This is a genomic window from Polaribacter sp. WD7 (assembly GCF_003335085.1).
GTDB lineage: Bacteria > Bacteroidota > Bacteroidia > Flavobacteriales > Flavobacteriaceae > Polaribacter.
Genome location: NZ_QPEJ01000017.1, coordinates 584,942 through 608,867 on the forward strand (window position 1 = coordinate 584,942; position 23,926 = coordinate 608,867).

The 23,926-nt window shown below is 30.6% G+C and carries 20 protein-coding genes; 14 read left to right on the forward strand and 6 right to left on the reverse strand.

What is annotated here, in order from left to right:
* The first annotated feature begins 45 nt into the window (after positions 1 to 45).
* The 3 genes from DUT90_RS09025 to DUT90_RS09035 are packed head-to-tail and all read left to right on the forward strand — an operon-like array spanning position 46 to position 3,899.
* Complete coding sequence (locus DUT90_RS09025) at positions 46 to 1,995, forward strand: BatA domain-containing protein (protein WP_114426822.1); 1,950 nt, start codon at positions 46 to 48, stop codon at positions 1,993 to 1,995.
* Complete coding sequence (locus tag DUT90_RS09030; RefSeq protein ID WP_181858173.1) at positions 1,992 to 3,248, forward strand: dihydroorotase family protein; 1,257 nt, start codon at positions 1,992 to 1,994, stop codon at positions 3,246 to 3,248. Before DUT90_RS09025 ends, DUT90_RS09030 begins: the two co-directional genes overlap by 4 nt.
* A 9-nt stretch (positions 3,249 to 3,257) precedes the next feature.
* Positions 3,258 to 3,899 carry an alpha/beta hydrolase gene (locus DUT90_RS09035; protein ID WP_114426823.1) on the forward strand — a complete coding sequence of 214 codons (642 nt, stop codon included), beginning with the start codon at positions 3,258 to 3,260 and terminating at the stop codon, positions 3,897 to 3,899.
* Positions 3,900 to 3,902: 3 nt separating this feature from the next.
* Here the strand turns inward: DUT90_RS09035 and msrA are convergent, their stop codons facing one another.
* Positions 3,903 to 4,556, reverse strand: coding sequence for a peptide-methionine (S)-S-oxide reductase MsrA (gene msrA / locus DUT90_RS09040; RefSeq protein ID WP_114426824.1), 654 nt, complete (start codon positions 4,554 to 4,556; stop codon positions 3,903 to 3,905).
* A 288-nt stretch (positions 4,557 to 4,844) separates the two neighbouring features.
* Between msrA and dnaX the strand changes: the two genes are divergently transcribed.
* Positions 4,845 to 6,536, forward strand: coding sequence for a DNA polymerase III subunit gamma/tau (dnaX, locus tag DUT90_RS09045; RefSeq protein WP_114426825.1), 1,692 nt, complete (start codon positions 4,845 to 4,847; stop codon positions 6,534 to 6,536).
* On the opposite strand, the gene DUT90_RS09050 is transcribed toward dnaX, so the two are convergent.
* Positions 6,512 to 8,356 (reverse strand): sodium:proton antiporter, encoded by a 1,845-nt coding sequence (locus DUT90_RS09050; RefSeq protein ID WP_114426826.1) that lies wholly within the window; start codon positions 8,354 to 8,356, stop codon positions 6,512 to 6,514. The genes dnaX and DUT90_RS09050 overlap by 25 nt on opposite strands.
* Before the next feature lie 99 nt (positions 8,357 to 8,455).
* On the opposite strand from DUT90_RS09050, the gene DUT90_RS09055 reads away from it, so the two are divergent.
* Entirely contained in the window at positions 8,456 to 9,037 is a 582-nt protein-coding gene (locus DUT90_RS09055; RefSeq protein WP_114426891.1) for a tRNA-(ms[2]io[6]A)-hydroxylase, read from the forward strand.
* Between the two features lie 146 nt (positions 9,038 to 9,183).
* Positions 9,184 to 9,615, forward strand: a complete 432-nt coding sequence (locus DUT90_RS09060; protein ID WP_114426827.1) for a DUF4268 domain-containing protein — start codon at positions 9,184 to 9,186, stop codon at positions 9,613 to 9,615.
* Positions 9,616 to 9,791: 176 nt separating this feature from the next.
* On the opposite strand, the gene DUT90_RS09065 is transcribed toward DUT90_RS09060, so the two are convergent.
* The gene (locus tag DUT90_RS09065; RefSeq protein WP_114426828.1) at positions 9,792 to 10,130 is read right to left on the reverse strand and encodes a DUF4870 domain-containing protein; all 339 of its coding nucleotides are present in this window, start codon (positions 10,128 to 10,130) and stop codon (positions 9,792 to 9,794) included.
* A gap of 255 nt (positions 10,131 to 10,385) precedes the next feature.
* Between DUT90_RS09065 and DUT90_RS09070 the strand changes: the two genes are divergently transcribed.
* The 5 genes from DUT90_RS09070 (at position 10,386) to DUT90_RS09090 (ending at position 14,244) form a co-directional block, all read left to right on the forward strand.
* A complete protein-coding gene (locus DUT90_RS09070; RefSeq protein ID WP_114426829.1) occupies positions 10,386 to 10,886 on the forward strand; it encodes a Dps family protein in 501 nt (166 codons plus the stop codon).
* 51 nt (positions 10,887 to 10,937) lie between these two features.
* Positions 10,938 to 11,813 (forward strand): mechanosensitive ion channel family protein, encoded by an 876-nt coding sequence (locus tag DUT90_RS09075; protein WP_114426830.1) that lies wholly within the window; start codon positions 10,938 to 10,940, stop codon positions 11,811 to 11,813.
* Positions 11,814 to 11,863: 50 nt separating this feature from the next.
* Positions 11,864 to 12,406 (forward strand): hypothetical protein, encoded by a 543-nt coding sequence (locus tag DUT90_RS09080; protein ID WP_114426831.1) that lies wholly within the window; start codon positions 11,864 to 11,866, stop codon positions 12,404 to 12,406.
* Positions 12,407 to 12,489: 83 nt separating this feature from the next.
* A complete protein-coding gene (mnmE, locus tag DUT90_RS09085; protein ID WP_114426832.1) occupies positions 12,490 to 13,884 on the forward strand; it encodes a tRNA uridine-5-carboxymethylaminomethyl(34) synthesis GTPase MnmE in 1,395 nt (464 codons plus the stop codon).
* Positions 13,885 to 14,244 carry a hypothetical protein gene (locus tag DUT90_RS09090; RefSeq protein ID WP_114426833.1) on the forward strand — a complete coding sequence of 120 codons (360 nt, stop codon included), beginning with the start codon at positions 13,885 to 13,887 and terminating at the stop codon, positions 14,242 to 14,244. It abuts the gene before it with no gap.
* On the opposite strand, the gene DUT90_RS09095 is transcribed toward DUT90_RS09090, so the two are convergent.
* Positions 14,222 to 14,662 carry a hypothetical protein gene (locus DUT90_RS09095; protein WP_114426834.1) on the reverse strand — a complete coding sequence of 147 codons (441 nt, stop codon included), beginning with the start codon at positions 14,660 to 14,662 and terminating at the stop codon, positions 14,222 to 14,224. The genes DUT90_RS09090 and DUT90_RS09095 overlap by 23 nt on opposite strands.
* Complete coding sequence (locus DUT90_RS09100; RefSeq protein ID WP_114426835.1) at positions 14,662 to 15,879, reverse strand: response regulator; 1,218 nt, start codon at positions 15,877 to 15,879, stop codon at positions 14,662 to 14,664. The genes DUT90_RS09095 and DUT90_RS09100 overlap by 1 nt, the downstream gene beginning before the upstream one ends.
* Before the next feature lie 170 nt (positions 15,880 to 16,049).
* Between DUT90_RS09100 and DUT90_RS09105 the strand changes: the two genes are divergently transcribed.
* The 3 genes from DUT90_RS09105 to DUT90_RS09115 are packed head-to-tail and all read left to right on the forward strand — an operon-like array spanning position 16,050 to position 21,864.
* Complete coding sequence (locus DUT90_RS09105) at positions 16,050 to 19,139, forward strand: hypothetical protein (protein ID WP_114426836.1); 3,090 nt, start codon at positions 16,050 to 16,052, stop codon at positions 19,137 to 19,139.
* Positions 19,139 to 20,353, forward strand: a complete 1,215-nt coding sequence (locus DUT90_RS09110) for a hypothetical protein (protein ID WP_147266206.1) — start codon at positions 19,139 to 19,141, stop codon at positions 20,351 to 20,353. The genes DUT90_RS09105 and DUT90_RS09110 overlap by 1 nt, the downstream gene beginning before the upstream one ends.
* A complete protein-coding gene (locus DUT90_RS09115) occupies positions 20,350 to 21,864 on the forward strand; it encodes a glycoside hydrolase family 2 TIM barrel-domain containing protein (protein ID WP_114426838.1) in 1,515 nt (504 codons plus the stop codon). The genes DUT90_RS09110 and DUT90_RS09115 overlap by 4 nt, the downstream gene beginning before the upstream one ends.
* Positions 21,865 to 21,951: 87 nt before the next feature.
* Here DUT90_RS09115 and DUT90_RS09120 read toward each other — a convergent pair whose 3' ends face one another.
* On the reverse strand, positions 21,952 to 23,838 hold the full coding sequence (locus DUT90_RS09120) for an ATP-binding protein (RefSeq protein WP_114426839.1): 1,887 nt from the start codon (positions 23,836 to 23,838) through the stop codon (positions 21,952 to 21,954).
* Between the last annotated feature and the right edge of the window lie 88 nt (positions 23,839 to 23,926).

Below are 23,926 nucleotides of genomic sequence, written 5' to 3' on the forward strand. Positions count from 1 at the left end.
AAAAATTCCTTTTTTTGTAATAACTTACAACCTTAATTTAAGTGAATGCAATTTAAAAATCCAGAAATATTTTATCTTTTTTTTCTACTAATTATTCCAATTTTAGTACATCTTTTTCAACTACAAAAATTTGTAAAAGTAGCATTTACTAATGTTGCTTTTTTACAACAAATAGTACAACAAAATAGACGAAGTTCTCGCATAAAAAAATGGTTAATTTTAACCTGTAGATTACTATTATTTTCATCGATACTTTTTGCTTTTTCACAACCATATTTTAGTAATAAAGAATTTTCAAAAAAACAACATAACTTTATTTACTTAGACAATTCTTTAAGCACTGGTGCAACAGGAGAAAAAGGAAAACTACTTCAAGTTGCAGCTCAAGAAATTATCAATTCAGCTTCAGCTAGTAATACTTACACGCTACAAACAAATACAAATTTTTACAAAAATTTATCTAAAGAAGAATTAAAAGAAGTACTTTTAGATATCAAAAACACTTCAAAATCTATAGATTTTAAGAGTATATACTTGAAAATATCAGAACCTATACCACATAAAACTAAAACTTTAATAAACAACATTTATATATCTGATTTTCAAAATAAAAAACACTTAGAGTTTACAAATGTAACACCTCCATTTTCTATTATTCAACTCAAACCTTCGATAAAAAACAATATTTCTATTGATAGTGTTTTTGTAAGTGATAAAAAAAACAACACAACCACTGTAAAAGCTGTCATTAAAAACCAAGGTGATGCTAAATACAATATTCCTATAGCATTACACAACAAAACCAAATTGATTAGTAAACAATCTTTTTCTATACAAAAAGACAGCAATCAAATTATTGAATTTAAATTACAAAACCAATCTGAATTTAACGGAAAAATTAGTATAACTTTTAGCGATACTTTCATATTTGACAACTCTTTTTTCTTCACCCTTAAAAAACCTAAAAAAATAAATGTTTTGATTATTGGAAACAATGCTGAGTATTTAAAAAAAATTTACCCAAAAGAAGAATTTAACTACTCCTTCTCTAGTCTTCAAAATACGAGTTACAATAGCATCTCAAATCAAAATTTAATTGTACTTTCTGAACTAAAAAGCATCCCCAAAATTTTATCGAACCGATTATATGAGTTTGCGAAAAACGGAGGAAATCTTGTACTAATTCCTAGTAGTAAAATTGATACAAATTCTTACAATAATTTCTTAACCAAATTAAATATTGGGGTTGTAAAAAATCAATTGAAAAACAATTTAAAAATTACAGAAATCAATTTTAATCATCCTTTACTTAAAAATGTATTTGTTAAAAAGGTTACAAATTTTCAATACCCAACAGTCAACTCATATTTAAGTTTTGACACAAGTTTAGGTTATCAAATTTTAACTTTCGAAAACAACCTTCCCTTTATACAAGAGTTCTCTATTTCTAACGGAAAACTATTTTTGGTTGCCAGCAATTTAGATAAAGAAAACAGTAATTTTACAAACTCTCCTTTAATTGTTCCTATTTTCTATAATTTTGCACAATCTAGCTTTAATAGTTCTACTATTTTTTACAGAACAAATACTAAAAACACTATTGATGTTGAAGTTAAAATGAACAAAGACGATGTTTTATCTATTGCCAATACAAAAAACAAGTTTATTCCCTTGCAAAGACAATATCAGAAAAAAACAAGTTTGATTACAGATAATCAACTTAAGAAAAATGGATTTTACTATATTTTAAAAAATAAAGATACCCTAGAAACAATTGCGTTTAACTATCCAAAATCTGAGAGCAACTTAAATTTTATGGATGTTGCAGCAATAAGAAATACAAATAAGAACATTAACATTTCAGATTCCATCTCTTCTTTTTTTAATCAACTGAACAAAAAAAATGAAGTTCATTGGCTTTGGAAATGGTTTTTATCATTGGCAATTGTATCTTTGCTGCTAGAAATTTTAATCTTAAAATTCTACAAAACATGACTACGCTTATAAAATCGGCAAAAATTGTAGATGCCTCAAGCCCACATCATCTAAAAAGAAAAGATATCTTAATAGTAGATGGTATGATCACAAAAATTGAAGACACAATTATTCAACAAGATGCTACTATCGTTACTTTTAATAACCTTCATGTTTCTTTGGGTTGGTTTGACACTAGTGTTTCTTTAGGGGAACCAGGATTTGAGGAAAGAGAAACTATAGATAAGGGCTTACGTGTAGCTGCAAAATCTGGTTTTACGAGTATCGCTGTAAATGCAAATACAAATCCGGTTATCGACACTAAATCTTCAGTAGAATTTCTAAAAAACAAAGCCAAGGGTCATGCTACAAATCTTTATCCTATTGCGGCCTTAACCCAAAAAAGTGAAGGTATAGAAATGGCAGAATTGTATGATATGTATCAATCTGGGGCCTTAGCATTTGCAGACTATAAAAGGCCAATTGCAAACGACAATCTAATGAAAATTGCGCTTTTATATGCTCAAAACTTTGGAGGTTTGGTTATGAGTTTTCCTAAAAACAAGGCTATTGCTGGTGAAGGAATTGCAAATGAAGGCATTAATAGCACAAAATTGGGCTTAAAAGGAATACCAGATTTAGCTGAACACTTACAAATTGCTAGAGATTTATTTTTACTAGAATATACAGGAGGTAAACTGCACATACCAACCATTTCTACGGCAAAATCTGTAAGCTTAATTAAGGAGGCAAAAAAGAAAGGTTTGCAAGTAACTTGTAGTGTATCCATTAATAATCTTTTCTTATCTGATGATAATTTGCATGGTTTTGATAGCAACTTTAAATTAAACCCTCCGTTAAGAACCAAGGGTGATGTAAAATCTTTACAGAAAGCTGTAAAATCTGGCGTTATTGATATTATTACAAGTGATCATAATCCTATTGATATTGAACATAAAAAAGTAGAATTTAGTCAAGCTAAAGACGGTGCAATTGGTCTAGAGAGTGCATTTTCTGTTTTAAATTCAATTTTTGAAATTGAAGAATTTATTGCACAAATCACCACAAATCCAAAAGAAATTTTCGGCTTAGAGAATACTTCTATCTCTGAAGGGAATATTGCTGATGTTTCTTTATTTACAACTGATGGAGAGTATGAATTTACGTTAGAAAATATTTTATCTACTTCAAAAAATAGTGCTTTTTTAGGTAAAACTTTAAAAGGGAAAGCTTACGGAATATTCGCTAACAACCAACTTGTTTTAAATCAATAAGCTACACAAATGAGTGATTTACATTACCTAGTAAGACAACCTAAAATACAAATTAAAAATCCGCCTTTATTAATTTTACTTCATGGCTATGGAAGTAATGAACAAGATTTGTTTTCTTTTGCTGAAGAATTACCAGACAACTTTTTAATTATTAGTGTACAAGCTCCTTTAAGTATGGGGTTTGGTAGTTACGCTTGGTATTCTATTAATTTTGATGATATAAACGGTAAATTCTCAGATCTAAAAGAAGCAAAAAATGCTATAGATAAAATAGCTAGCTTTATTGATGATATAAAAATAAAATATAATACAGACGCTAAAAAAACATTTTTATTAGGATTTAGTCAAGGGGCAATTTTAAGTTATTCTCTTAGTTTTTTCTACCCAAATAAAGTACAATACGTAATTGCATTAAGCGGCTATATTAATACAGATTTGCTACCAAACTCTATGGCTAAAAATATTGAAACAGAATATTATAGTTCTCATGGTAGTGTAGACCAAGTTTTACCAGTTGAGTGGGCTAGAAACTCAAAACCGTTTTTAGATAATCTAAATTTAAACAGTGTTTATTCAGAGTATCCTGTAGGTCATGGAGTTGCTCCACAAAATTTTTATAGTTTTAAAAATTGGTTAGAAGAACGTTTATAACAATTAATGTTTTTCTACCTTTAATAATTCGGGAAATTTCTTTTTAAAACGATTTAATCTTGGCACTGAAACAGCCCTAACATAGCCTTGATTAGGATTTCTTTTTTCAAAATCTTGATGGTAATCTTCTGCTTTATAAAAAGTTTCTATTTTACGTACTTCTGTAACTATTTTACCTTCATAAACCTCTTCATTTAACTTTTTTATAGCATTTTGTACAATTTGCTTTTCAACTTCTGTTTTATAAAATGCGATAGATCTGTACTGCGTTCCATAATCTGGATGCTGGCCATTAACTGTTGTAGGATTATGTGACCCAAAAAATACCTTTACTAACGTTTTAAAATTTACAATTTTAGGGTTGTAATACACAGCTACAGTTTCTGCATGCCCTGTTTTTCCTGTTCCTATACTTTGGTATGTTGGGTTTTTAGTATTTCCGCCTGCATAACCAGAAACAGCTTCTTCTACCCCTTTTACACTTTCAAAAATTGCTTCTACACACCAGAAACAACCACTAGCAAAGTAGGCTACTTCTGTATCTTGACTTGGGGCATATTTTGAGTTTATTTTAATTTCTTCCTTTTTTGTAAAACCAAAACAAGAGACCAATACTAAAAAAAATCCGAATGCAGCTAAGTGTTTAAAAAACTTCATATATTAATTTCATATTTGTTAAAAAAAGATTGTACTAAGAATCATTTAAAACTCAGTACAATCTCTAGAACTTTTAATTGAATAAATATCTAGGTATTTACAACCCCACAGCTTCAATTAAACTGCTTTTCTCAAAAGAGAGAAACAAAAATATTTATTTTGATATTACTTTAGACGTATGATTTGCATCTAATTTACAAGATGTTTACAACTTTAGTAATTTCTTAAGAATTGAGGTTGCAGAAATCTTAACAGAATCTTATTTTTGTCTTATACTTTAACACATCTATGGAGCATTTTATAGTATCAGCACGTAAATATAGACCTCAAAATTTTGAGGATGTTGTTGGGCAACAAGCTATCACAAATACGTTAGAAAATGCTATAAAAAACAACCATTTAGCCCAGGCTTTATTATTTACAGGTCCGCGTGGAGTTGGTAAAACTTCTTGTGCTAGAATATTAGCAAAAAAAATTAATCAACAAGATGCAACCCATGCAGAAGATGAAGATTTTGCATTTAATATTTTTGAATTGGATGCTGCCTCTAATAACTCTGTTGATGATATAAGAAGTTTAACCGATCAGGTTCGTATACCTCCTCAAACCGGAAAATACAAAGTATATATTATAGATGAGGTACACATGCTTTCTCAAGCGGCTTTTAATGCGTTTTTAAAAACATTAGAAGAACCACCTGCACACGCTATTTTTATTTTGGCTACTACAGAAAAGCATAAAATTATACCTACTATTTTATCTCGTTGTCAAATCTTTGATTTTAAACGAATTGGTGTTTTAGACGCAAAAAATTACTTAAAAGTAATTTGTGAAAAAGAAAATATTACTGCAGAAGATGATGCAATACACGTTATTGCTCAAAAAGCAGATGGCGCAATGCGAGACGCTTTGTCTATATTTGATAGAGTTGTAAGTTTTTCTGGAAACAACTTGACTCGAGAAGCAGTTACAGAAAATTTAAATGTATTAGACTACGATACGTATTTTAATATGACAGATTTATTGCTAGACAATAAAATACCTGAAGTTTTAAATGGATTTAATATTATTTTAGGAAAAGGATTTGAAGGGCATCATTTTATAAATGGTTTAGCAAGTCATTTTAGAGATATTTTGGTTGCAAAAGACAAAGCAACTATAGATTTACTTGAAGTTGGTGACAATGCAAAAAAGAAATACTTAGCCCAAGCTACTAAGGCTAGCATACCTTTTTTGCTACAAGCAATTGAGAAAGCTAACAATTGTGATTTAAACTATAGAACAAGTAAAAATCAACGATTGTTGGTTGAGCTTACTCTAATGCAGATTGCCTCTATCACTTTTGATGGAGAAAAAAAAAAGTCAGCTAACTACATAATACCAGCTACTTTTTTTCAGGCTCTTTCTCCTGCAATAAAAAAAGAGAACACAGTAGTTAAGCAAAGAGAGACCGTAACAAAATCTCAAAAAACTCCGGAAATAACAAAACCAAAATTAGAAAAACCAATTTTAAAATCGGTTAAAAGACGTACCTCTTCTTTATCTCTAAAGAGTATCTATCAGAAAAAAGAAGTTAAAAAAACGGATGTAGAGGAAAATTTTGACAACCACCCTAAAGATGTCTTTTCTGAAGAAAAGCTACAAACATTATGGAAAGAGTATGCTACTATTCTCCAAAAAAAAGGAGAAAGAAGTATGGCTTCTATAGTAGCCACAGATATTCCTAAGCTAGAAGGAAAATTTAATATTTTATTTACTGTACCCAATAAATTGATGAAAGATCAATTTCATAAAGGCAGGCCTAAACTAGTAAAGTATCTTAGAGAGCAATTAAACAATTATGGAATAGATATTATTGTGAATCTAAATGAAACCGTAGAGAAAAAGTTTGCTTACACACCGCAAGAAAAGTTTAACAAAATGAAAGAAAAGAATCCGTTGTTGGAAAAACTTCGTCAGACTTTTGAATTAGATTTGTAAGTCTCTCCAATATTTTTTCCTAAATAAGATAGCATTAACTCTTCTTTACCTGCTCCAATTTTTTCGAATTCAGAAATTAAATAAATACCTTCTCCCTTTTCAACAAACAACGGTACAGATTTTTCTTCTCTAGATAAAAGTTCTAAAATGTTATTGTATTCTTCTTCATTTTCAATCTTCACTTCATTTATATTAGGATTTTCTCTATAAGCTTCACTTAAGTTAATGTAATCATCTTTTGGTGTAAAAAACCATTCTCTATCTTCATCTGTAGATTCTAATAATTGCACAGACGACGCTAGTTTATAAGCCCCATGTTCTCCAAAATCTTTAGAAAAATTCTTTAAAACATGATTGTTTACAGCATCACTACCTGTCATCGCTATTAGATACCCAACATCATTCAGCTCTATGTTATCTGTTAATTCGTCATCATAAACATCTGCCCTTATCGCTTCTAGATCACTATCTAATGCTTGCTGTACAAATGTTTTATTAGAATCTATAAGTATTATTCTTTTACCTTTATCACGCAAATACTCTGCAATTAAACGTGCGGGATCAGAAGCTCCTACAAATAAAATAGCATCAGAACTTTTTAAGAAAACGCCTACCAATCTTGCAAATAATCTTGCTGTAGTAGCGTTTAAGAGCACTGTGCCCAAAACAATCATAAACACTAGTGGAGTAATATACTCTGCACCTTCTACTCCTTGTTTTAAGAGTTTACTACCAAAAAGCGAAGCAATACCAGCAGCTACAATTCCACGAGGACCCACCCAACTGATAAATAGTTTTTCATTAAACTTTAGCTTAGAATTTCTAGTACTTGCAAATACAGCTATGGGTCTTATCACAAAAACAACTACAGCAAACAATGCTGCTGTTTTCCAAGTGTACAGCAACATTAAATCTTCTATATCTATATTTGCTGCTAACAATATAAAGAGAATAGAGATTAATAAAACACTCAATGATTCTTTAAAATACAATAGTTCTTTAAGGTTGCTTAACTTTCCGTTACCCAACACCATACCCATAACTACAACAGCTAACAATCCAGACTCATGAGCAAATAATTCTGATTCTACGAACACTAGTAAAACAGTAGATAAAGAAACTACATTTAATAGATAATGAGGAATTAACTTCTTATTAATAGCATAGGCTAAAGCATGCGCAAACGTAAAGCCAAAAGTTGTACCGAAAAGTAAAATTTTACCGAACTCTATGAGTGCTGTTTTTGTAAAACCACCACCACCACCAACACTTATAAATTCAAATACCAATACAGCTACCAAAGCTCCTATAGGGTCTATTAAAATACCTTCCCACTTTAATACAGTAGATATATCTTTTTTTAAAGGAATATTTCTTAAAATTGGCGTAATAACTGTGGGACCAGTAACAATAATTAATCCTGCAAAAAGAAAAGATAACTCCCAACCCAATTTAAAAATAAAATGCGCTACTAAACCCGCTCCAAAAAAAGTAATGGCAGAACCCAATGTTATTAATTTGGTAATAACAGGACCTACATTTTTAATCTCGCTTCTTTTTAGAGTTAAACCACCTTCAAAAAGTACTATACTTATGGCTAGAGAAACAAAATAATACAAGCCTTCTCCAGGAAACAAACCTTTTTCACCGTTCCAAATAGGCTCTATCCATTTAGAACCATCTTCACTTAAAAATTCGGCTGCAATTGGCCCTACTAATAGACCAATTAATATAAGTGGCAAAATAGCAGGAATTTTAAATTTCCATGCTACCCATTGCGCCAATATTCCTAATATTATAATTCCTGCTAATTCTAACATTCTATTTTTTTAAAAAATCTAATTTATGAAAAAACATACTAGTAGCAAGTTTCTTTACATCAAATAATGTTTAAATTTGCAAAACAAACGCAAAATCTTATGTTAGGCTTACAATTTGAAACAACAACCTCTTGGGCAGAAATTGCAAAAGATAATTTACAACAAATTTTAACAGATCATGCATTTTTAGAGCAAAAGGCTGCTTCTAACGCTGTTTCTATTATAATAAACTATTCTGAAGAGACAGAATTAGTTAAAGAAATGAGCAATATTGCTATAGAAGAGATGCAGCATTTTAAAATGGTGCATTTGCTTATGGTTAAACGAGGTATGGTGTTGGGTAGAGAACAAAAGAATGATTATGCGGTTAGGTTGCAAAAATTTTTTCCGAAAACAAAAGATAGAACAAATGCGTTAATTCAGCGCTTATTGGTAGCTGCTTTAATAGAAGCCAGAAGTTGTGAGCGCTTTAAAGTGTTTTCTGAAAATATGGAAGATGAAGAATTGGCTAAGTTTTACAAAAACTTAATGATTTCTGAAGCCAACCACTACACCACTTTTTTACAATTTGCGCGTGAATATCAAGATAGAGAAATTGTAGATAAAAAATGGAATGACTTATTAGCTTTTGAAGCTAATATGATGCGCGAACGTGGTAACTTGGCTAAAATTCATGGGTAATAATTGATGGTTGATGGTTGATGGTTGATGGTTGATGGTTGATGGTTGATGGTTGATGGTTGATGGAATTTAGCTCTTTTAACTTTATTATTTTGAAACTTTACAAACTTCAAACATTTTAACTTTACCTTTCACAAAATCATACTATGTTTTCTAAAGAAGAAGCTGCTTTATTGCGAAAAGAATTCTGGACTAGTTTTGGAAAATCGTTTCCTAGAAAATGGTTATTGTACAATACTAAAGTAAAAGGGCTTTCTTTTAAGTTTGTGGCCGAAAGAAAAATAGCTTTGGTGTGTTTTGATATTGAAACACCTGACGAAATTGCCAATTTATTATATTATGACCAGTTACTCTCTCTAAAAACCTTATTAGAAAATGAACTTTCTGAGGTTATTTTTGACAGTTCATTTGAGCTTGATAATAGTAAACAAATACACAGAATCTATGTGCCTTTTGAAGGTAAGTTTAGCGTTTATAACAAAAATACTTGGAGAGATTGCTACGAATTTTTTGTTGAAACCATGACTACTTTTGAACTTTTCTACTATGAATACGAAGATATTATAAAAAATATTTAGTTTTTTATACAACAAAAATCTGGCAAGTAGGACTGCGTTAAGGGTTGAAGCATTTGTTTGAGCTCTTTTTGTTCTTAAAAACAAAAAAGCGAGTGCAGAAAGCCTGACCTGAAAGGGAACGCCAAAAAAATTGTGTTATTTTCTACTCCTTCTAATAATAATACTGAAGTGAGTTATTACTTTATAAATCGAATACTTAAAGGATAGTTTGGACTTATGTAATTACTTGCTTTTATGGCACTAATTATTGGGAAAATAAAATAGAAAATTCCGATAACCACTAACCCGATGATTCCTAAACCAAAAAGAAAAATAAAAGGCAAACATAGCAGAATGTATAGTAACATAGATATTCTAAAGTTAAGAATGGCTTTTCCATGTCTGTCCATGTCTATAATTTCGTCTTTTTTAGTACCCCATAATATTAGTGGTACAATTAATCCACCTATTCCTGTTACAAAATCTAATAACTGACTTAAATGTGTAATTACTAATAGCTGTCTGTCTTCTTTCATATTTTGGTTTTTATGTTGTCTTTTTATATGACGCTAAAATTTGATTTTGTTACACAAAAAAGAAATTGAAATTTTACCAAAAATTACTAAAAACAGTAAAAAAATAGCGTAAAAAGCCATTTTTACGTCATTTTTTATAAAAAAAACTAAATTTTACCTAAAAAGGGTATATGAGCAAACATCAAAATTATATGAGCTAAGACAACCTTTACTTTGAACTTACTTTTGTAGTGAACATTAAAACAAACAAAAATTATGGATTATTTAAATATAGATGACAAAAAAGTATTACCAATAGTATCTGAGTTAAATGTGTTATTAGCAGATTACCATGTATACTATCAAAAATTAAGAAATTTCCACTGGAATGTTTTGGGAAAAAATTTCTTTGACTTACACAATAAATTTGAAGAAATGTACAACGATACAAAAACTAAAATTGATGAGGTTGCAGAGAGAATTATTACTTTAAAGTATCATCCGATTAGTAAATTGTCAGATTACATTGAGATTTCAAAGATCAAAGAATCATCACCTTTGTTAACAGATAAAGAAATGGTAGCTGAAATAATTGAAGATCATAGAATTATCTTAGAACAATTAAGTAAAGTTATAGACAGAGCTGATAATGCAAAAGACGAAGGTACCATTGATTTAATGGGTGCATACATTAGGGAGTTAGAAAAAACCACTTGGATGTTAAATGCATGGTCTAAAGACACTAAAGAACAATTGAATAGTAGTTTTGTAAAATAATACTTAGCAATTAGTTAGCTAAGTAATTTACAAATTTAAAACACAAACAAAATGAACAAAATAATAGACAAACTAGAAAGCTGGAAAGATATTTTTATTGCTAACATACCCAACATTGCTATCGCAACTGTTGTACTAATAGTAGCTTACTTTGCGTCTAGAGCAATAAACTCTCTTGTATATAAGGTTATTGGAAAGAGGATAAAACAAGAGTCTGTTAGAAATTTGGTTTCTAGACTAGCATCTTCAGTAATTTTCTTAGTTGGTCTTTATTTTGCTATGACCGTTTTAAAATTTGATGATACGCTTAAAACTATTGTGTCTGCAGCTGGTGTATCTGGTATTGTTATTGGTTTAGCGTTACAAGGCACTTTATCTAATACCATATCTGGTGTAGTACTTTCATTCAGAAAAAATTTAAATATAGGAAACTGGGTAGAAACAAATGGTTATTCTGGTGAAGTTATGGATATTAACTTAAACTACTTTGTTATTAAAGAAGCAGACAATAATATGGTTGTTATACCTAATAAAACCATCTTAGAGAGTCCTTTTAAAAATTATTCTTTGACTACAAAAATGAGAATTTCTATTACTTGTGGTGTAGAATATGATGCTGACTTAGAAAGGGTTGAAGAATTGACTAAAGAAGTAATAAAAAGCAACTTTAATCAAAAAGAGATTGGTAAAAGCGTCGAATTTTACTATACCGAATTTGGAGACAGTTCTATAAATTTTTTGTGTAGATTTTGGGTAGATTCAGAAAGTGCATTAGAAAAATTAAAAGCCAAAAGTGATGCTATCATAAAGATTAAGAAAGCGTTTGACAATGAAGGTATTTCTATACCATTCCCGATAAGAACATTAGAATTTAATAACAAACTGAATGTAAAAAATATAGCGAAAGAAAAAGTATCCCAGAATTAGGAGACAAAATAATTCAAACAAAATAAGTTTAACTTTTAAAAACACAAATTATGAAAATTTTTAAATTAACGGCATTAGCCTTACTAATAACATCTACAACTGCCTTTGCACAAACAGGAGACGAAGACATTTCTAGTACAGTAATCACTACTGATGTAAAAAAAATGGAAACACCAGAGGATAGTGATATAGAAGAGATTATTCAATTAGAAACTAAAAAGGAGTATACTCCTGTAATGTTAGACCCTAAGGATAAATATAAATTAAATCAAGACATTATATTTATGCCAACACAAGTAAAAACGACTTTGATGATAGATAATGATGATGATATTTTTTACGATAGAAAAGTAGAATTTGCATATGAAAAACCAAAAAGTGGTGATTTAGATTTTACTATGAGTAAAACAGGAATTATCATTAATACAGACGTAAACGATTTGTATGTATCTAAAATTTGGAGAAAGTCTGATAAAATGATGTTCTCTAATTCTAAAAATAATAGAATAAAAGAAAATGGTGTATACATGATTGCTTTGAGTAATGGAGAAGAAGTAGAAATTACTATTTCTAATTACAGTACTGTAAAATAATAGACTAGAAAACTATTTTTAGAAAGCTCAACACAATTGTGTTGAGCTTATTTTTTTGATAAATCTTTACGTATTTTTGCATAATGATTCAAAATGATACTATAGTTGCTTTGGCTACTCCTTCTGGTGTTGGAGCGATTGCTGTAATAAGACTTTCTGGGGAAAATGCAATTGAAATAGCTGATACTTTTTTTAGAGCTGTAAAAAAAGAAAAATCATTAGTAAAACAGAAATCGCACACCATTCATTTAGGGCATATTGTAAATAATAATGTCATTTTGGATGAAGTTTTAGTTTCTGTTTTTAAAAACCCTAATTCTTATACTGGAGAAAATGTGGTCGAAATTTCTTGTCATGGAAGTAGTTTTATACAGCAAGAAATAATACAGTTGTTTTTACAGAATGGTTGTAGAATGGCAGATAATGGAGAGTTTACCATGCGTGCGTTTTTAAATGGTAAAATGGATCTGAGTCAAGCTGAAGCTGTGGCAGATGTTATTGCATCCAATTCGGCCGCAAGTCATCAAATGGCTATACAGCAAATGCGAGGTGGAATTGCCAATAAATTAAAAGAGTTGCGTGCAAAACTCTTAGATTTTGCTGCGTTAATTGAATTAGAACTCGATTTTTCTGGTGAAGATGTAGAATTTGCAGACAGAACTCAATTTAAAGAATTGGTTGCTAAAATAACTTTTGTTTTAAAACGCTTGATTGATTCTTTTTCTTTTGGAAATGCAATGAAAAATGGAATTCCTGTTGCTATTATTGGTGAGCCCAATGTAGGAAAATCTACTTTACTAAATGCTTTGTTAAATGAAGAAAAAGCCATAGTTTCTGATATTGCAGGTACTACAAGAGACGCTATTGAAGATGAATTGATTATTGACGGTGTTGCATTTCGATTTATAGATACTGCCGGAATTAGAGATACCGAAGATGTTGTTGAAAGTATTGGTATTAAAAAAGCCTATGAAAAGGCTGAAAATGCACAATTGATTATTTTTCTGGTAAACTCAAAAAAATTTGTGGTTGAAAACTCTAAATTTAAGAACGAAATTAAAAGCATTCAAAACAGGTTTCCAGAAAAACGTTTGCTTGTTATTGCAAATAAAATAGATTTGATTGATGAAAAGGAAATTACACAACTTGAATCTGAAATTGAACATTTAATTCTGTTGTCTGCTAAAAATAACATTGGTATAGATACTTTAAAAAACGAATTGACGTCTTTGGTAAACATTGGTGCTTTGAGTAATAATGAAACGATAGTTACCAATTCTAGACATTTTGAAGCACTAAATAATGCACTAATTGCTATTACTTCTGTACAAGAAGGTATTGATCTGGAAATTTCTACAGATTTATTTGCTATTGATATTCGTGAATGCTTGCGTTATTTAGGCAATATTACCGGAGAATACGATGTTGATAAGGACATTTTAGGGCATATTTTCTCGAATTTTTGCATCGGTAAATAAATGTCTATCAAAGATTTAATTGGTAAATATCAAATTATTGGCACCAATCAAGATGATACTGGAAACACCTATAAAGGTATACTTTATTTGAGTTTACGAGACGATAATTCAATTAATGCAAAATGGATTATCAACAATACTCAAGAACAATTTGGAACTGGCTTTTTTAAAGATAATTTATTAACCATACATTTTTATTACGAAGGAGAAAATGACATTATTTACAAAGGAAAAGTAAATTATAAGTGCCTTACTAAGAATATCCTAGAAGGCACTTGGACAGAAGAATTGGGGGCTTCCGAGTTCATTGGAACAGAAAACTGTTTTAGAGTTCTAACTACAAATGAAATAGTGAATTAACCCCTTTTATTTTATTTTTTACCTCGTCTATTGCATACAAAGTTCGTAACAAAACTCTTTTGTCTTTTCTTTCATGAAAACTATTGCTAAACGCTTCTATAAATTTAGTGTTGTAATTTTTATGATTGATATCTTTGGGTGATGTATAAATAATCGTTTCAAAATCATATTTATTTACCAAACTCCTTACCCCTGCTTTTACAGCTGATAATAAAGATTTCTCTTTCTTTAAACTTAATGTAAATACATTTGTATCAGAAACTTCTTTTAAAGAACTTAGTAATTGTTGTACTTTATTGTAATTTCCATTATTCACCAAACAAATGGTTACTTTTTGTTTGTTTAATACATTAAAAATAATGGTGTTATCAAAATCTATATCGTCTTTACCGAAAACTATAATTAGTCCTTTTTTCATTATACTTCTAGGTTTTTTTCTAGAGGAAAAAACATTTCATTAGAAAAATTAATGGTAGCATTTTTTTTACTTTTTTTATTCGCTCTATAGTGAATAGCTATTTGCCCTAGTTGTCCAATTATTTTAACTGAATCTTTCATAGAAAGTTTAGAACCATCTGCATGAATCCATCTTTTTAAAGGTTGTTCGCAAAGCATTTTTTTAGCATTTGCTAAACCGTATTTTAGCGTAATTCTTTTAAAAATTTCTACATCAAAAATCCACTGCGTTACAAACTTGTCTTTAAACGAAGTTTCTATAACATCTTTATGAAAAATTTTAGCACCACATTGCGTGTCTTTAAAGTCCATAGAAAGTATTTTTCTAATGATATAATTAATGGAAAGGCTAATTATTTTTCTTGCCGATTCTTTAGTAATATTTGCTCCCATTCTACTGATTCTAGAGCCACTTACAATTTTATAATCTGTACTTTCTATAGTACTTACCAAAGCATCAAAATCTGCTAAATCGGTAGATAAATCAGCATCTAAAAAACCAATATAATCCAAGTCTTGTTTTTTAGCCATGTGTAACATTCCTAATCGAACTGCTTCAGCTTTTCCTCCATTCTGTTTACAATCATACACCGTTATAAAATCTTCCCTACCTTTTCTTAATTCGTTTAACACTTGTAGCGTATTGTCTTTGCTACCATCATTTACAAAACACAAATGGTAACCAGAATTTTTCTTTATAAAAGATGTAAATGCTGCGCTTAACAAACGCTCTTCTTCATTATAACAAGGTATTACAACCCCAACACATCTCTTTTGTATCAATACATCTTGAAAATCTTTTTTAGAACCCATTTGATTTGGCACCCCAATTAATCTTTTAGTTCTAGCGCAAACCTCACTTAAGCTTAATGGCTTTTTCATATAATCATTTGCTCCCAAATCAAAAGCTTGTGCTATAATATTATCGTCTGTGTTTCCAGAAAGAATCATTATTGGAGTTTCAGATTTTTTTTCGTTTCTAATATATTTTACAATTTCTATTCCAGATGTAGCAGGCATATTTATATCTACAATAACCAAATCTGGTTGAAAAGATTCAATCAACGCTTTTCCAGTAGCTACAGAAGTTGCTGTTTCTACTTGATAACCTAATTCTTTTAATCTTAATGCTAACGGAATTAAAACTAATTTTTGATCGTCTATGGCTAATACTTTCATCTTGTTATTTTTTGTGTTAAATACACTACAAATGTACGTTAGCACTCATGTTGATTTTTTCATTTCAAGCCAAAACTAGTTTGTTGTTTAGACGAATAGCGTTTTACTAAAGACAAATAAATTTCGTCGATATTAGAAATCCGATTATCTTTACGTAACACAATTTGTTCATGAAACAGAAGACCAATACTTTTTTAATTGCTGCTTTGCTTTTTGGAGTTGCATTTCATGGTTCTGCTATCTTTTTTACGCTAGAAACCACGTACGATGCATTAATACACTTGTTTTTTGCAGAGCATTATGCCAATAGTTGGTTTGAACCTTGGAGCTATAAATGGTACACTGGGTTTACAGTAATGAGTTACCCCCCTTTAGTGCATCAATCTATTGCAGCTTTGTCTTTAATTGGTGGATTAAAATTTGGGCTTTTTACAGTTGCCTTAATTGGTATTGTTCTTTTTATTACTGGAGCATACCGATTTTCTTTGTTAATAACAGGCAATAGAACTGTTGCAGGTTATACCGCTTTGTTTGCTTCTTTGTCTTCATCGTTTTTAGAGACGTTGCATGTTTTTGGTCAGTTACCAAGTATTATTGGTATTTCTATTTTAATGCATGCGCTACCCGAAATTTATTTATGGTTAAAAACAGGGAAATACAAATACCTATTTACTTCATTATCGCTTATTGCAGTTACCGTTACTTCTCATCATGTTACTCCAATTTTTGGAATGATCTTTTTCATTTTTCCTTTAATTGGAACAGTAATTATGGATAAAGCGAGAGAGCAAGTAACTTCATATAAAGAAGTGTCTTTTAAAATTTTTATCGCTGTTTTTTTAAAACGACTAAAGCGTAACCTCTTATTTGGGTTCTCATCGCTTTTTCTTATTGTATTTTGTATTTTTCCGTATTGGATAAATTCTAAAAACAACCCCATTACACAAGTCCCTATTCCACATGGTTCTAGAGACAATTTTTTAGAAATCACCTCATCTGGATTGGTTTTCTTTTTTATTCCTTGGGGAATTATACTCCTCCTACTCCCCTATATCTTTTACCGATATTTTAGCAAGCGGTATTTGTTTTTCGGGCTATCTATTGCCATGTTAACGTTATTAGGTACTGGAGGAACAACTCCCATTCCTAAAATTATTTTAGGCGAAAATGCCTTTAATATTTTAACCTTAGACCGTTTTACATTATGGGCATCTATCATGTCTTTACCTATAATTGGCGAATTTATTTATAGGCTTATCAATGGCGATTTAAAAACACTGATGGTTGCTAAATTTGGCGCAGTGTATCACAAATTATTTGCAGGGTTCTTTGCAAGTTTGTTTTTGGCAATGGTTGTTTTTACCATGAGCTTGGGATATTTTAGACCGTCTCAACCCCAAAAAATTAAAATGTTGCCTATTGTTAATTTTTTAAATCAAGACCAGCATGATAAGTGGCGATTTTTAACCTTAGGTTTTGGCGATCAAATGGCGTGGCTGTCTGCACAAACCAATGCTATGACGGTAGATGGCAATTATCATTCTGCCAGAAGGTTACCAGAATTGACAACGAGACCTATTGAACGATTAGAAAACTCTAAATTTAAAGGCGTTGCGGGTATTGGCTCTTTGCAACAGTTTTTAACTACTCCAGAAAAATACAATTTAAAGTATGTTTTTTCTAACGATAAATTTTACGACCCTATTTTATATTTCTGCGGATGGCAACGGTTACCTGCTTTAGAAAACGGCATTATGGTTTGGGAAAAACTAAATGTTCCTCCGCTTTCTACCATTTTACCTAAAGACGATGTGGCTAAAAGTTTAAAGTTACTATGGGGAATCATTCCGTTTTTAACCGTAATTATTGCCTTTGCATTAAACATTCAGGCTATCTTTTTACAAAGTTTAAAACTCAAAAATCGTCCTGTTAACGATTTTTATAAATTCAAATTAAACTTTACAAAGTTTCCGAGTAAACTTTTGGGTGCTATTCATATTTGGAGTTGTATTGTATTGCTGTTTTTTGGGTACGGAATGTATCTTTTTTATCTAAAAAACGATACCCAAAGAACGCCAGAAAACGCAATAATGGCATATTACGATGCCATAGATTTTAAAGAGTTTGAAAAGAGTTACAATCTTATCAATCCAAAGAGTAAAAAAACTATTGCACAATTTATGTTAGAAATATCGGTTACAGACGGTGTTTTAAATTCTTATGGAAAATTAGATGCTATTCAAACAGAAATTATCAAACAAACGGAAAATTTTGCTACCGTAAAAGTATATACGAATTGGATTACTCCGTTAGAGAAAATTAATAAAACCGTTTATAAAGACCTAAAAAAGATTAAAGGCAAGTGGTATATAGACCCTGTAGAAATAGAACAAGATTTACCTCCAGATCAATTGTACAGTAAAAATATTACCAAATATTTCAACCAAGGGAGAAGACGAGTTACTACGGAACAAACCTATCATGAAGATGTTTTAAAACAGCCTGTTTTAGAAATTTTAAAAGCCAAACTAGTTAAAAGAAACAACAGTTATGCTATTATTGGCGAGATTCAAAATATAGATAATGTTCCTGCAGATGTTGTGTTAAAAGGCACTTTGTATAATGATGATAATAAAGAACTGGCAACCTACAATGCCAAATACCACATCAAACACAAATTGCTACCAAAAGAAACGACAAGTTTTAGAATTGATTTTGAGGGAATTGCTTGGTCTAAAACTCAAGATTCTATCCCAAATACATTTAACCCAGATGAATTTACGCCTGTAGAATTTGAAGAGCAACCTACAAAATTCAATTTACAAGCTGCGGGTAATGTTGCCAATTTAGATTTATATAAAGATGCAACAATAAGCAGTTTAGCGGTAAAAGAAAATCAAATTGAAGGGACTATTTTTAATGCAGGATTGCAACAAATTACCATACCGCAATTGCTAGTTTCGTATTATAACGATGCTAAAGAATTAATTTGGGTAGACCATCAATTTGTAAAAGATGCGATTAGACAAGAACGAAAACAACATTTTGAATATCCTTTGCTACAAGATGATACTATTGTGACAATAAATACCAACATGGAAAATTGTTTTGTAAACGGTTTACCAAATTCAGACATTGCCAATGAAATTGTAACCGATAGAATTGTAAACCATACCTACAGCCAGTTGCAACAAACAAAATACAACAAGTACAAATACATTAAAATTGAATTGAATAATTTTATTGGAAGCCCTAGATAATGCATAAACACACAAACATCATATTCTTTTGTATCCTTACTTTTTGTGGACTGATGTTTGGTCAACAAAAAGAAACTACAGAAACACAAATTTCTTTGCTTTCTACGCAACAAGAATTTGTTGCAGGAAACGATATTGTGTTAGAATTTAAAACCAAAACCACTAATTTTAGTTTGTATTGTACAAATAGTTACGGAAGCATTTTGGTAAACCACACACCAACAGATAAGGGCATTGCTTTTGCACTGCCAACCTTTTTCACCCAAAAAAGAGGTATTGTTTATTGGAAAGTATTTCAAAACGAAACCACTGCATTAGAAGGGAATTTTCATATAAAGCCTATTGAAAAATCGGAATCATTAGAAATATATTTAGGCCCACCAAGTATAGAAGCTGGTGGTAAAGATTTTACGATGTTGGTTGCTATTCCCACAGATTCTTTAGACAATCCTTTACCAAAAAATACTCCTGTTCTTATCAACACTCAGTTTTTAGCAAAAGAAGATAAAACCGAAGTAACTACAAACAATTTAATTGCTTATCGTAACATTTATGCGCCTTTACAGTCTGGAAGAATGTTGTTATCTACCCAACATCAAGAAAAAAATTCTGTGGAATTGGATGTAAATATTGTACCTGCAATTCCTAAAAATTTCCAAATCTTTTTCACCCGAAATCATAGTTACGCAGATGGAAATCAAATTACAACATTTTACACCTCTGTTTTGAAAGACAGCTACAATAACGTTGTTAGCGATGGTACTTTTGTGTATTTCTATATTACCACTCGTGAAAACGCAGTCTTAAAAACCTTCGGACAAACTGTAAATGGTGTTGCCAAAGCAAAAATGATTCACCCAGATAAAGCGGCAAACTGGTCTGTTAAAGCGTTTATTGATGGTATTTCAGAAAGCAACTCAATTGATATCAACTACCAACAAGCTATAAAAGATTTTAAGGTTGCTTTTACTAACGAAAATGCTAAAATAAAGGTAGGCCCTTTTCAAAGTTTTATGAACCAGATGATTCCAGATGGTTTAAAAGTTACCTTAACAGTATCTCAAAAAAATAACGTAGTAAAGGTATATTACAGAGAAACTAATAAAGGCTTTGCGCATTTTATTTTAAATAAAAACTTTTACCCAAAAGGTAACTACACCATAAAAATTGAAGCTGCTGGTTTGGTTAAAACGTATAAAAATATAGCATTATGATAAGAACAAACAAACTATTGATTCGTGCTATTTTAATAAGCTCTTACCTTTTGCTCTGCGCTATTTTGGTGTTTCTAATTAGCGGAATTCTCTCTTACTTAAATACTGGAGCAGACAGAAGTACGCTACTGCATACGCAAATACATAAAGAAACGGTTTACACCCCACAATTAAGTTGGCAAGACAATGGCAACGAAGGAAGACCCATTAGTCAACAAGTATTAAATGAGGTAGAAAACAACTATTTAGATGCTTGGTACATAAAACAAGTGGCATATAGAGAAAATAAAAAAACGGGAATCGAAGATTTTTACACTAAAAATGCGAGAAAAAATCTATATGCTTCCATCAACAATAATGCGAAAAACAACACTTACATTGCAGCAACCACACTTTCTCATCAGCCAGATATTTTGTTTTATAGTGAAGATGGACAATTGATTGTTTTAGAAGACAAAGCTGTTGTAGAACACAAAAAGGTATTTCAGAACAAAAAACAGGTGTTGGAAACCACCGAACAGTCCGATTACAAACATATATTGTTATTGGAAGATGGTTTTTGGAGAATACGCCACAGTGTAAAAGAAAGCACGACGCCTTTTATTAAAAAAATTAAAGATACTCCTGCTGATTCTTTGCAAATTAAAGGCATCAACTATTATCCGCAAGACACACCTTGGGACATGTTTGGAGATGATTTTGATGCCCAAATTATTGCTAACGACTTTGAACTGATTAAAAAAACTGGTTTAAATACCATACGTATTTTTGTGCCTTACGAAGATTTTGGAAAAGCGAATCTAAAAGAAGACAAACTAGAAAAGCTACAACAGGTTTTAGATATAGCGTTAAAAAAGCAATTGAAAGTAGTGGTTACTTTGTTTGATTTTTACGGTAATTATGATGTTTTAGATTGGACGCTGACCTACAAACACGCCAGAGGTATTGTTACCAAATTTAAAGACCATAACGCTATTTTAGCTTGGGATTTAAAAAACGAACCCAACTTAGATTTTGCTTCTAGAGGAAAAGAAAACGTGGTTTCTTGGTTAGACTATTTATTGGTTTTAATAAAATCTATTGATGAAACGCATCCTGTAACCATTGGTTGGTCTAATGTAGAAAGTGCAACTATTTTAAGCGATAAAGTAGATTATGTGTCTTTCCATTATTACGAAGATGTAGAACAATTTGAAACCCAATTTTTAGCATTGAAAAAACATATACCCAACAAGCCTTTAATTTTACAGGAATTTGGGTTGTCTTCTTATGGTGGATTTTGGAGACCGTTTGCAAGTTCTGAAACCACACAAGCCGAATATCATAAAACCATACAACAAGTATTGACCAAACATAACATTCATTTTATGTCTTGGACGTTGTACGATTTTAAGGAAGTACCTAGCAGTGTTGTGGGTAAACTACCTTGGCGTACCAATCCTCAGAAAAAATTTGGTTTTATTGATGCTGATGGAAAGAAAAAGGCTTCTTTTGAGTTTATTTGTGAGTAGGGAGTTTTAACGGTTTTGTATTAATTTTGCTATGTTTTATTTAGCTAAAATTTAGTAATACAGTTTATAAATTGTTGTGAGCTGGCTTTATTCTACAAATGCTTTTATTGTATCTAACCAACTTTTAATTTCATCAAATCCACCTCGTTCTTTTATCCGCTCAACTGTCATTTTTTCAATTGCTAGATTATTCAACTGACGTTTAGCTCTTGATATTTTTTTCTTTTGCTTTTCTTCAGTTTTAACTGGGTCAGGATTTATTGTATTCCAATCTGTATTACTAGTTTCTTGATGAACTGCCATAGCCACTTTTTCTGGAACATCTTCATCATCTATAATCTCAGATAAAGTTATATTGATATTTAATTCTCTATAACATTCAATTATTGCTGTATTAAATCCTATTTTGGTATGCACTCCTTCTGCGTTTAAGTTTTCTACACTTTGCACATACGCAGGAATATCAGAGTCATAAATATGAATTTGTGATTGTAATAAACCGTCTAAATATTTTTTCTCAATGTAAAATTTTAGTTGTGAACCACCAGTCGGGATAAATGCGACAGCTTCGTTGTTTTCTAAATTAATTACATTGTCATCTGCTGTATTTAATATCTTACTTAAACCTATTAAAGCATTGATATCATTCTCTCCTTCTACAAAAATTAGAACTTTGACTTTATTTTTAGGGTCAGGTAATGCTCCAAGAGTTTCAATAATTCGGTCAATTATTTGTTCGTTGTCTGTTCCGTCAGGATTAAGACCACTCTCTACATTTACTCGACCATTTTCTAAATAAACATATCTTAACGAGCTTTTAGGTATCTCTTTAGCCAAGTTAGAGTTATGAGTTGTGAAAAATACTTGTGCATTCTCAGTTTCAGAAAGTTCTTTCAGGGCATTAACTATCATTAGTTGAAAATCTGGATGCTGAGATGTTTCGGGTTCTTCTAGAGCATATATTATATTTGGCGCATTTGCTGTTCTTCTATTCTCGACTTGAGCTCTAAAGAAACTTAATAGAACAAGTCTTCGCATACCACTTCCTCGTTTATTTAGAGGGACACCTCTATCATCTTCTAAAGTTAGTTTGAATATTGAATTCCAAGTCGGCTCCTTAGGGAAATTAGAACGTAACGTTTCTGCCAATTCCGAATCCAAATCATTTAATTTATTAATTGTCTCATCAGCTAAATTAGTAGATGCATCTTGAACAGCTTCTTTAAGTTGTTGAAGTAATGGTGTAATGTTATCACGTTTAAGAACCTCTTTTATGATTTCCTTCATTGGGTCTTGAATGTCGGAATCTTGGTCATTTAACGGTTTGTCAACAAAGAATAAAGAGAATAGGGGTAAATATTTTTTAAGGTTAATCCAAATTTTCTTTCTATTATCCTCATTGTCTAATTTTCCGTCAATTTTTATTTGAGTTATTTGAGTGGTTATTTGTCCATCTTCATAAAAGTGATTCCTAATAGCATTTCTTAATTCTTTACTTTTACTTCTATTAACACCTTCAGGATTGATTCCTAATTCTTCAAATTGTATTTTTAGAGTTGTTCTTTTTTTGGAAAGTAAGTCTGTAAGATTTTCGTTATCAGGATAATCACAAACAATAACTGACTCTTCTGAAACACTTCCAGAACCTGAAACTGGAAATATTTTTTTTATTTCAAGTTTACCATCTGAGTTTAAAAGGAATTCATCAGAAAGATTTGTTGAGATTGTATCATCTAAAATAAGTTCGTCAGGTAATTCGGTAAAAACGCAAGTAATTTCAATTTTACTGTTATCATTTTCAATGCATAAATCGTTTTTATCAGGTTTCCCATTAAAAAAAATATTTAGCGCTTCAAGGATTGTAGATTTACCTATATCATTTTTTCCAATTATTACATTCAAATTAGAAATATGTATTTCAGTTTCTTGGGAGTAACTTCTAAAATTCTTTAATTTAAGTGTTTTTAGTTTCATAGTTTTTTTAGCTTACTCACAACGTTTCTTTATAAGTTTTATTACGGATTTATCAAGCTTAAAAGTATGTAATACTGATTAGAAAGTT

Coding starts and splice junctions, on each gene's coding strand:
- DUT90_RS09025 (WP_114426822.1), top strand. CDS start 46: ATGCAATTTAAAAATCCAGAAATATTTTATCTTTTTTTTCTACTAATT.
- DUT90_RS09030 (WP_181858173.1), top strand. CDS start 1,992: ATGACTACGCTTATAAAATCGGCAAAAATTGTAGATGCCTCAAGCCCA.
- DUT90_RS09035 (WP_114426823.1), top strand. CDS start 3,258: ATGAGTGATTTACATTACCTAGTAAGACAACCTAAAATACAAATTAAA.
- msrA (WP_114426824.1), bottom strand. CDS start 4,556: ATGAAGTTTTTTAAACACTTAGCTGCATTCGGATTTTTTTTAGTATTG.
- dnaX (WP_114426825.1), top strand. CDS start 4,845: ATGGAGCATTTTATAGTATCAGCACGTAAATATAGACCTCAAAATTTT.
- DUT90_RS09050 (WP_114426826.1), bottom strand. CDS start 8,356: ATGTTAGAATTAGCAGGAATTATAATATTAGGAATATTGGCGCAATGG.
- DUT90_RS09055 (WP_114426891.1), top strand. CDS start 8,456: ATGTTAGGCTTACAATTTGAAACAACAACCTCTTGGGCAGAAATTGCA.
- DUT90_RS09060 (WP_114426827.1), top strand. CDS start 9,184: ATGTTTTCTAAAGAAGAAGCTGCTTTATTGCGAAAAGAATTCTGGACT.
- DUT90_RS09065 (WP_114426828.1), bottom strand. CDS start 10,130: ATGAAAGAAGACAGACAGCTATTAGTAATTACACATTTAAGTCAGTTA.
- DUT90_RS09070 (WP_114426829.1), top strand. CDS start 10,386: ATGGATTATTTAAATATAGATGACAAAAAAGTATTACCAATAGTATCT.
- DUT90_RS09075 (WP_114426830.1), top strand. CDS start 10,938: ATGAACAAAATAATAGACAAACTAGAAAGCTGGAAAGATATTTTTATT.
- DUT90_RS09080 (WP_114426831.1), top strand. CDS start 11,864: ATGAAAATTTTTAAATTAACGGCATTAGCCTTACTAATAACATCTACA.
- mnmE (WP_114426832.1), top strand. CDS start 12,490: ATGATTCAAAATGATACTATAGTTGCTTTGGCTACTCCTTCTGGTGTT.
- DUT90_RS09090 (WP_114426833.1), top strand. CDS start 13,885: ATGTCTATCAAAGATTTAATTGGTAAATATCAAATTATTGGCACCAAT.
- DUT90_RS09095 (WP_114426834.1), bottom strand. CDS start 14,662: ATGAAAAAAGGACTAATTATAGTTTTCGGTAAAGACGATATAGATTTT.
- DUT90_RS09100 (WP_114426835.1), bottom strand. CDS start 15,879: ATGAAAGTATTAGCCATAGACGATCAAAAATTAGTTTTAATTCCGTTA.
- DUT90_RS09105 (WP_114426836.1), top strand. CDS start 16,050: ATGAAACAGAAGACCAATACTTTTTTAATTGCTGCTTTGCTTTTTGGA.
- DUT90_RS09110 (WP_147266206.1), top strand. CDS start 19,139: ATGCATAAACACACAAACATCATATTCTTTTGTATCCTTACTTTTTGT.
- DUT90_RS09115 (WP_114426838.1), top strand. CDS start 20,350: ATGATAAGAACAAACAAACTATTGATTCGTGCTATTTTAATAAGCTCT.
- DUT90_RS09120 (WP_114426839.1), bottom strand. CDS start 23,838: ATGAAACTAAAAACACTTAAATTAAAGAATTTTAGAAGTTACTCCCAA.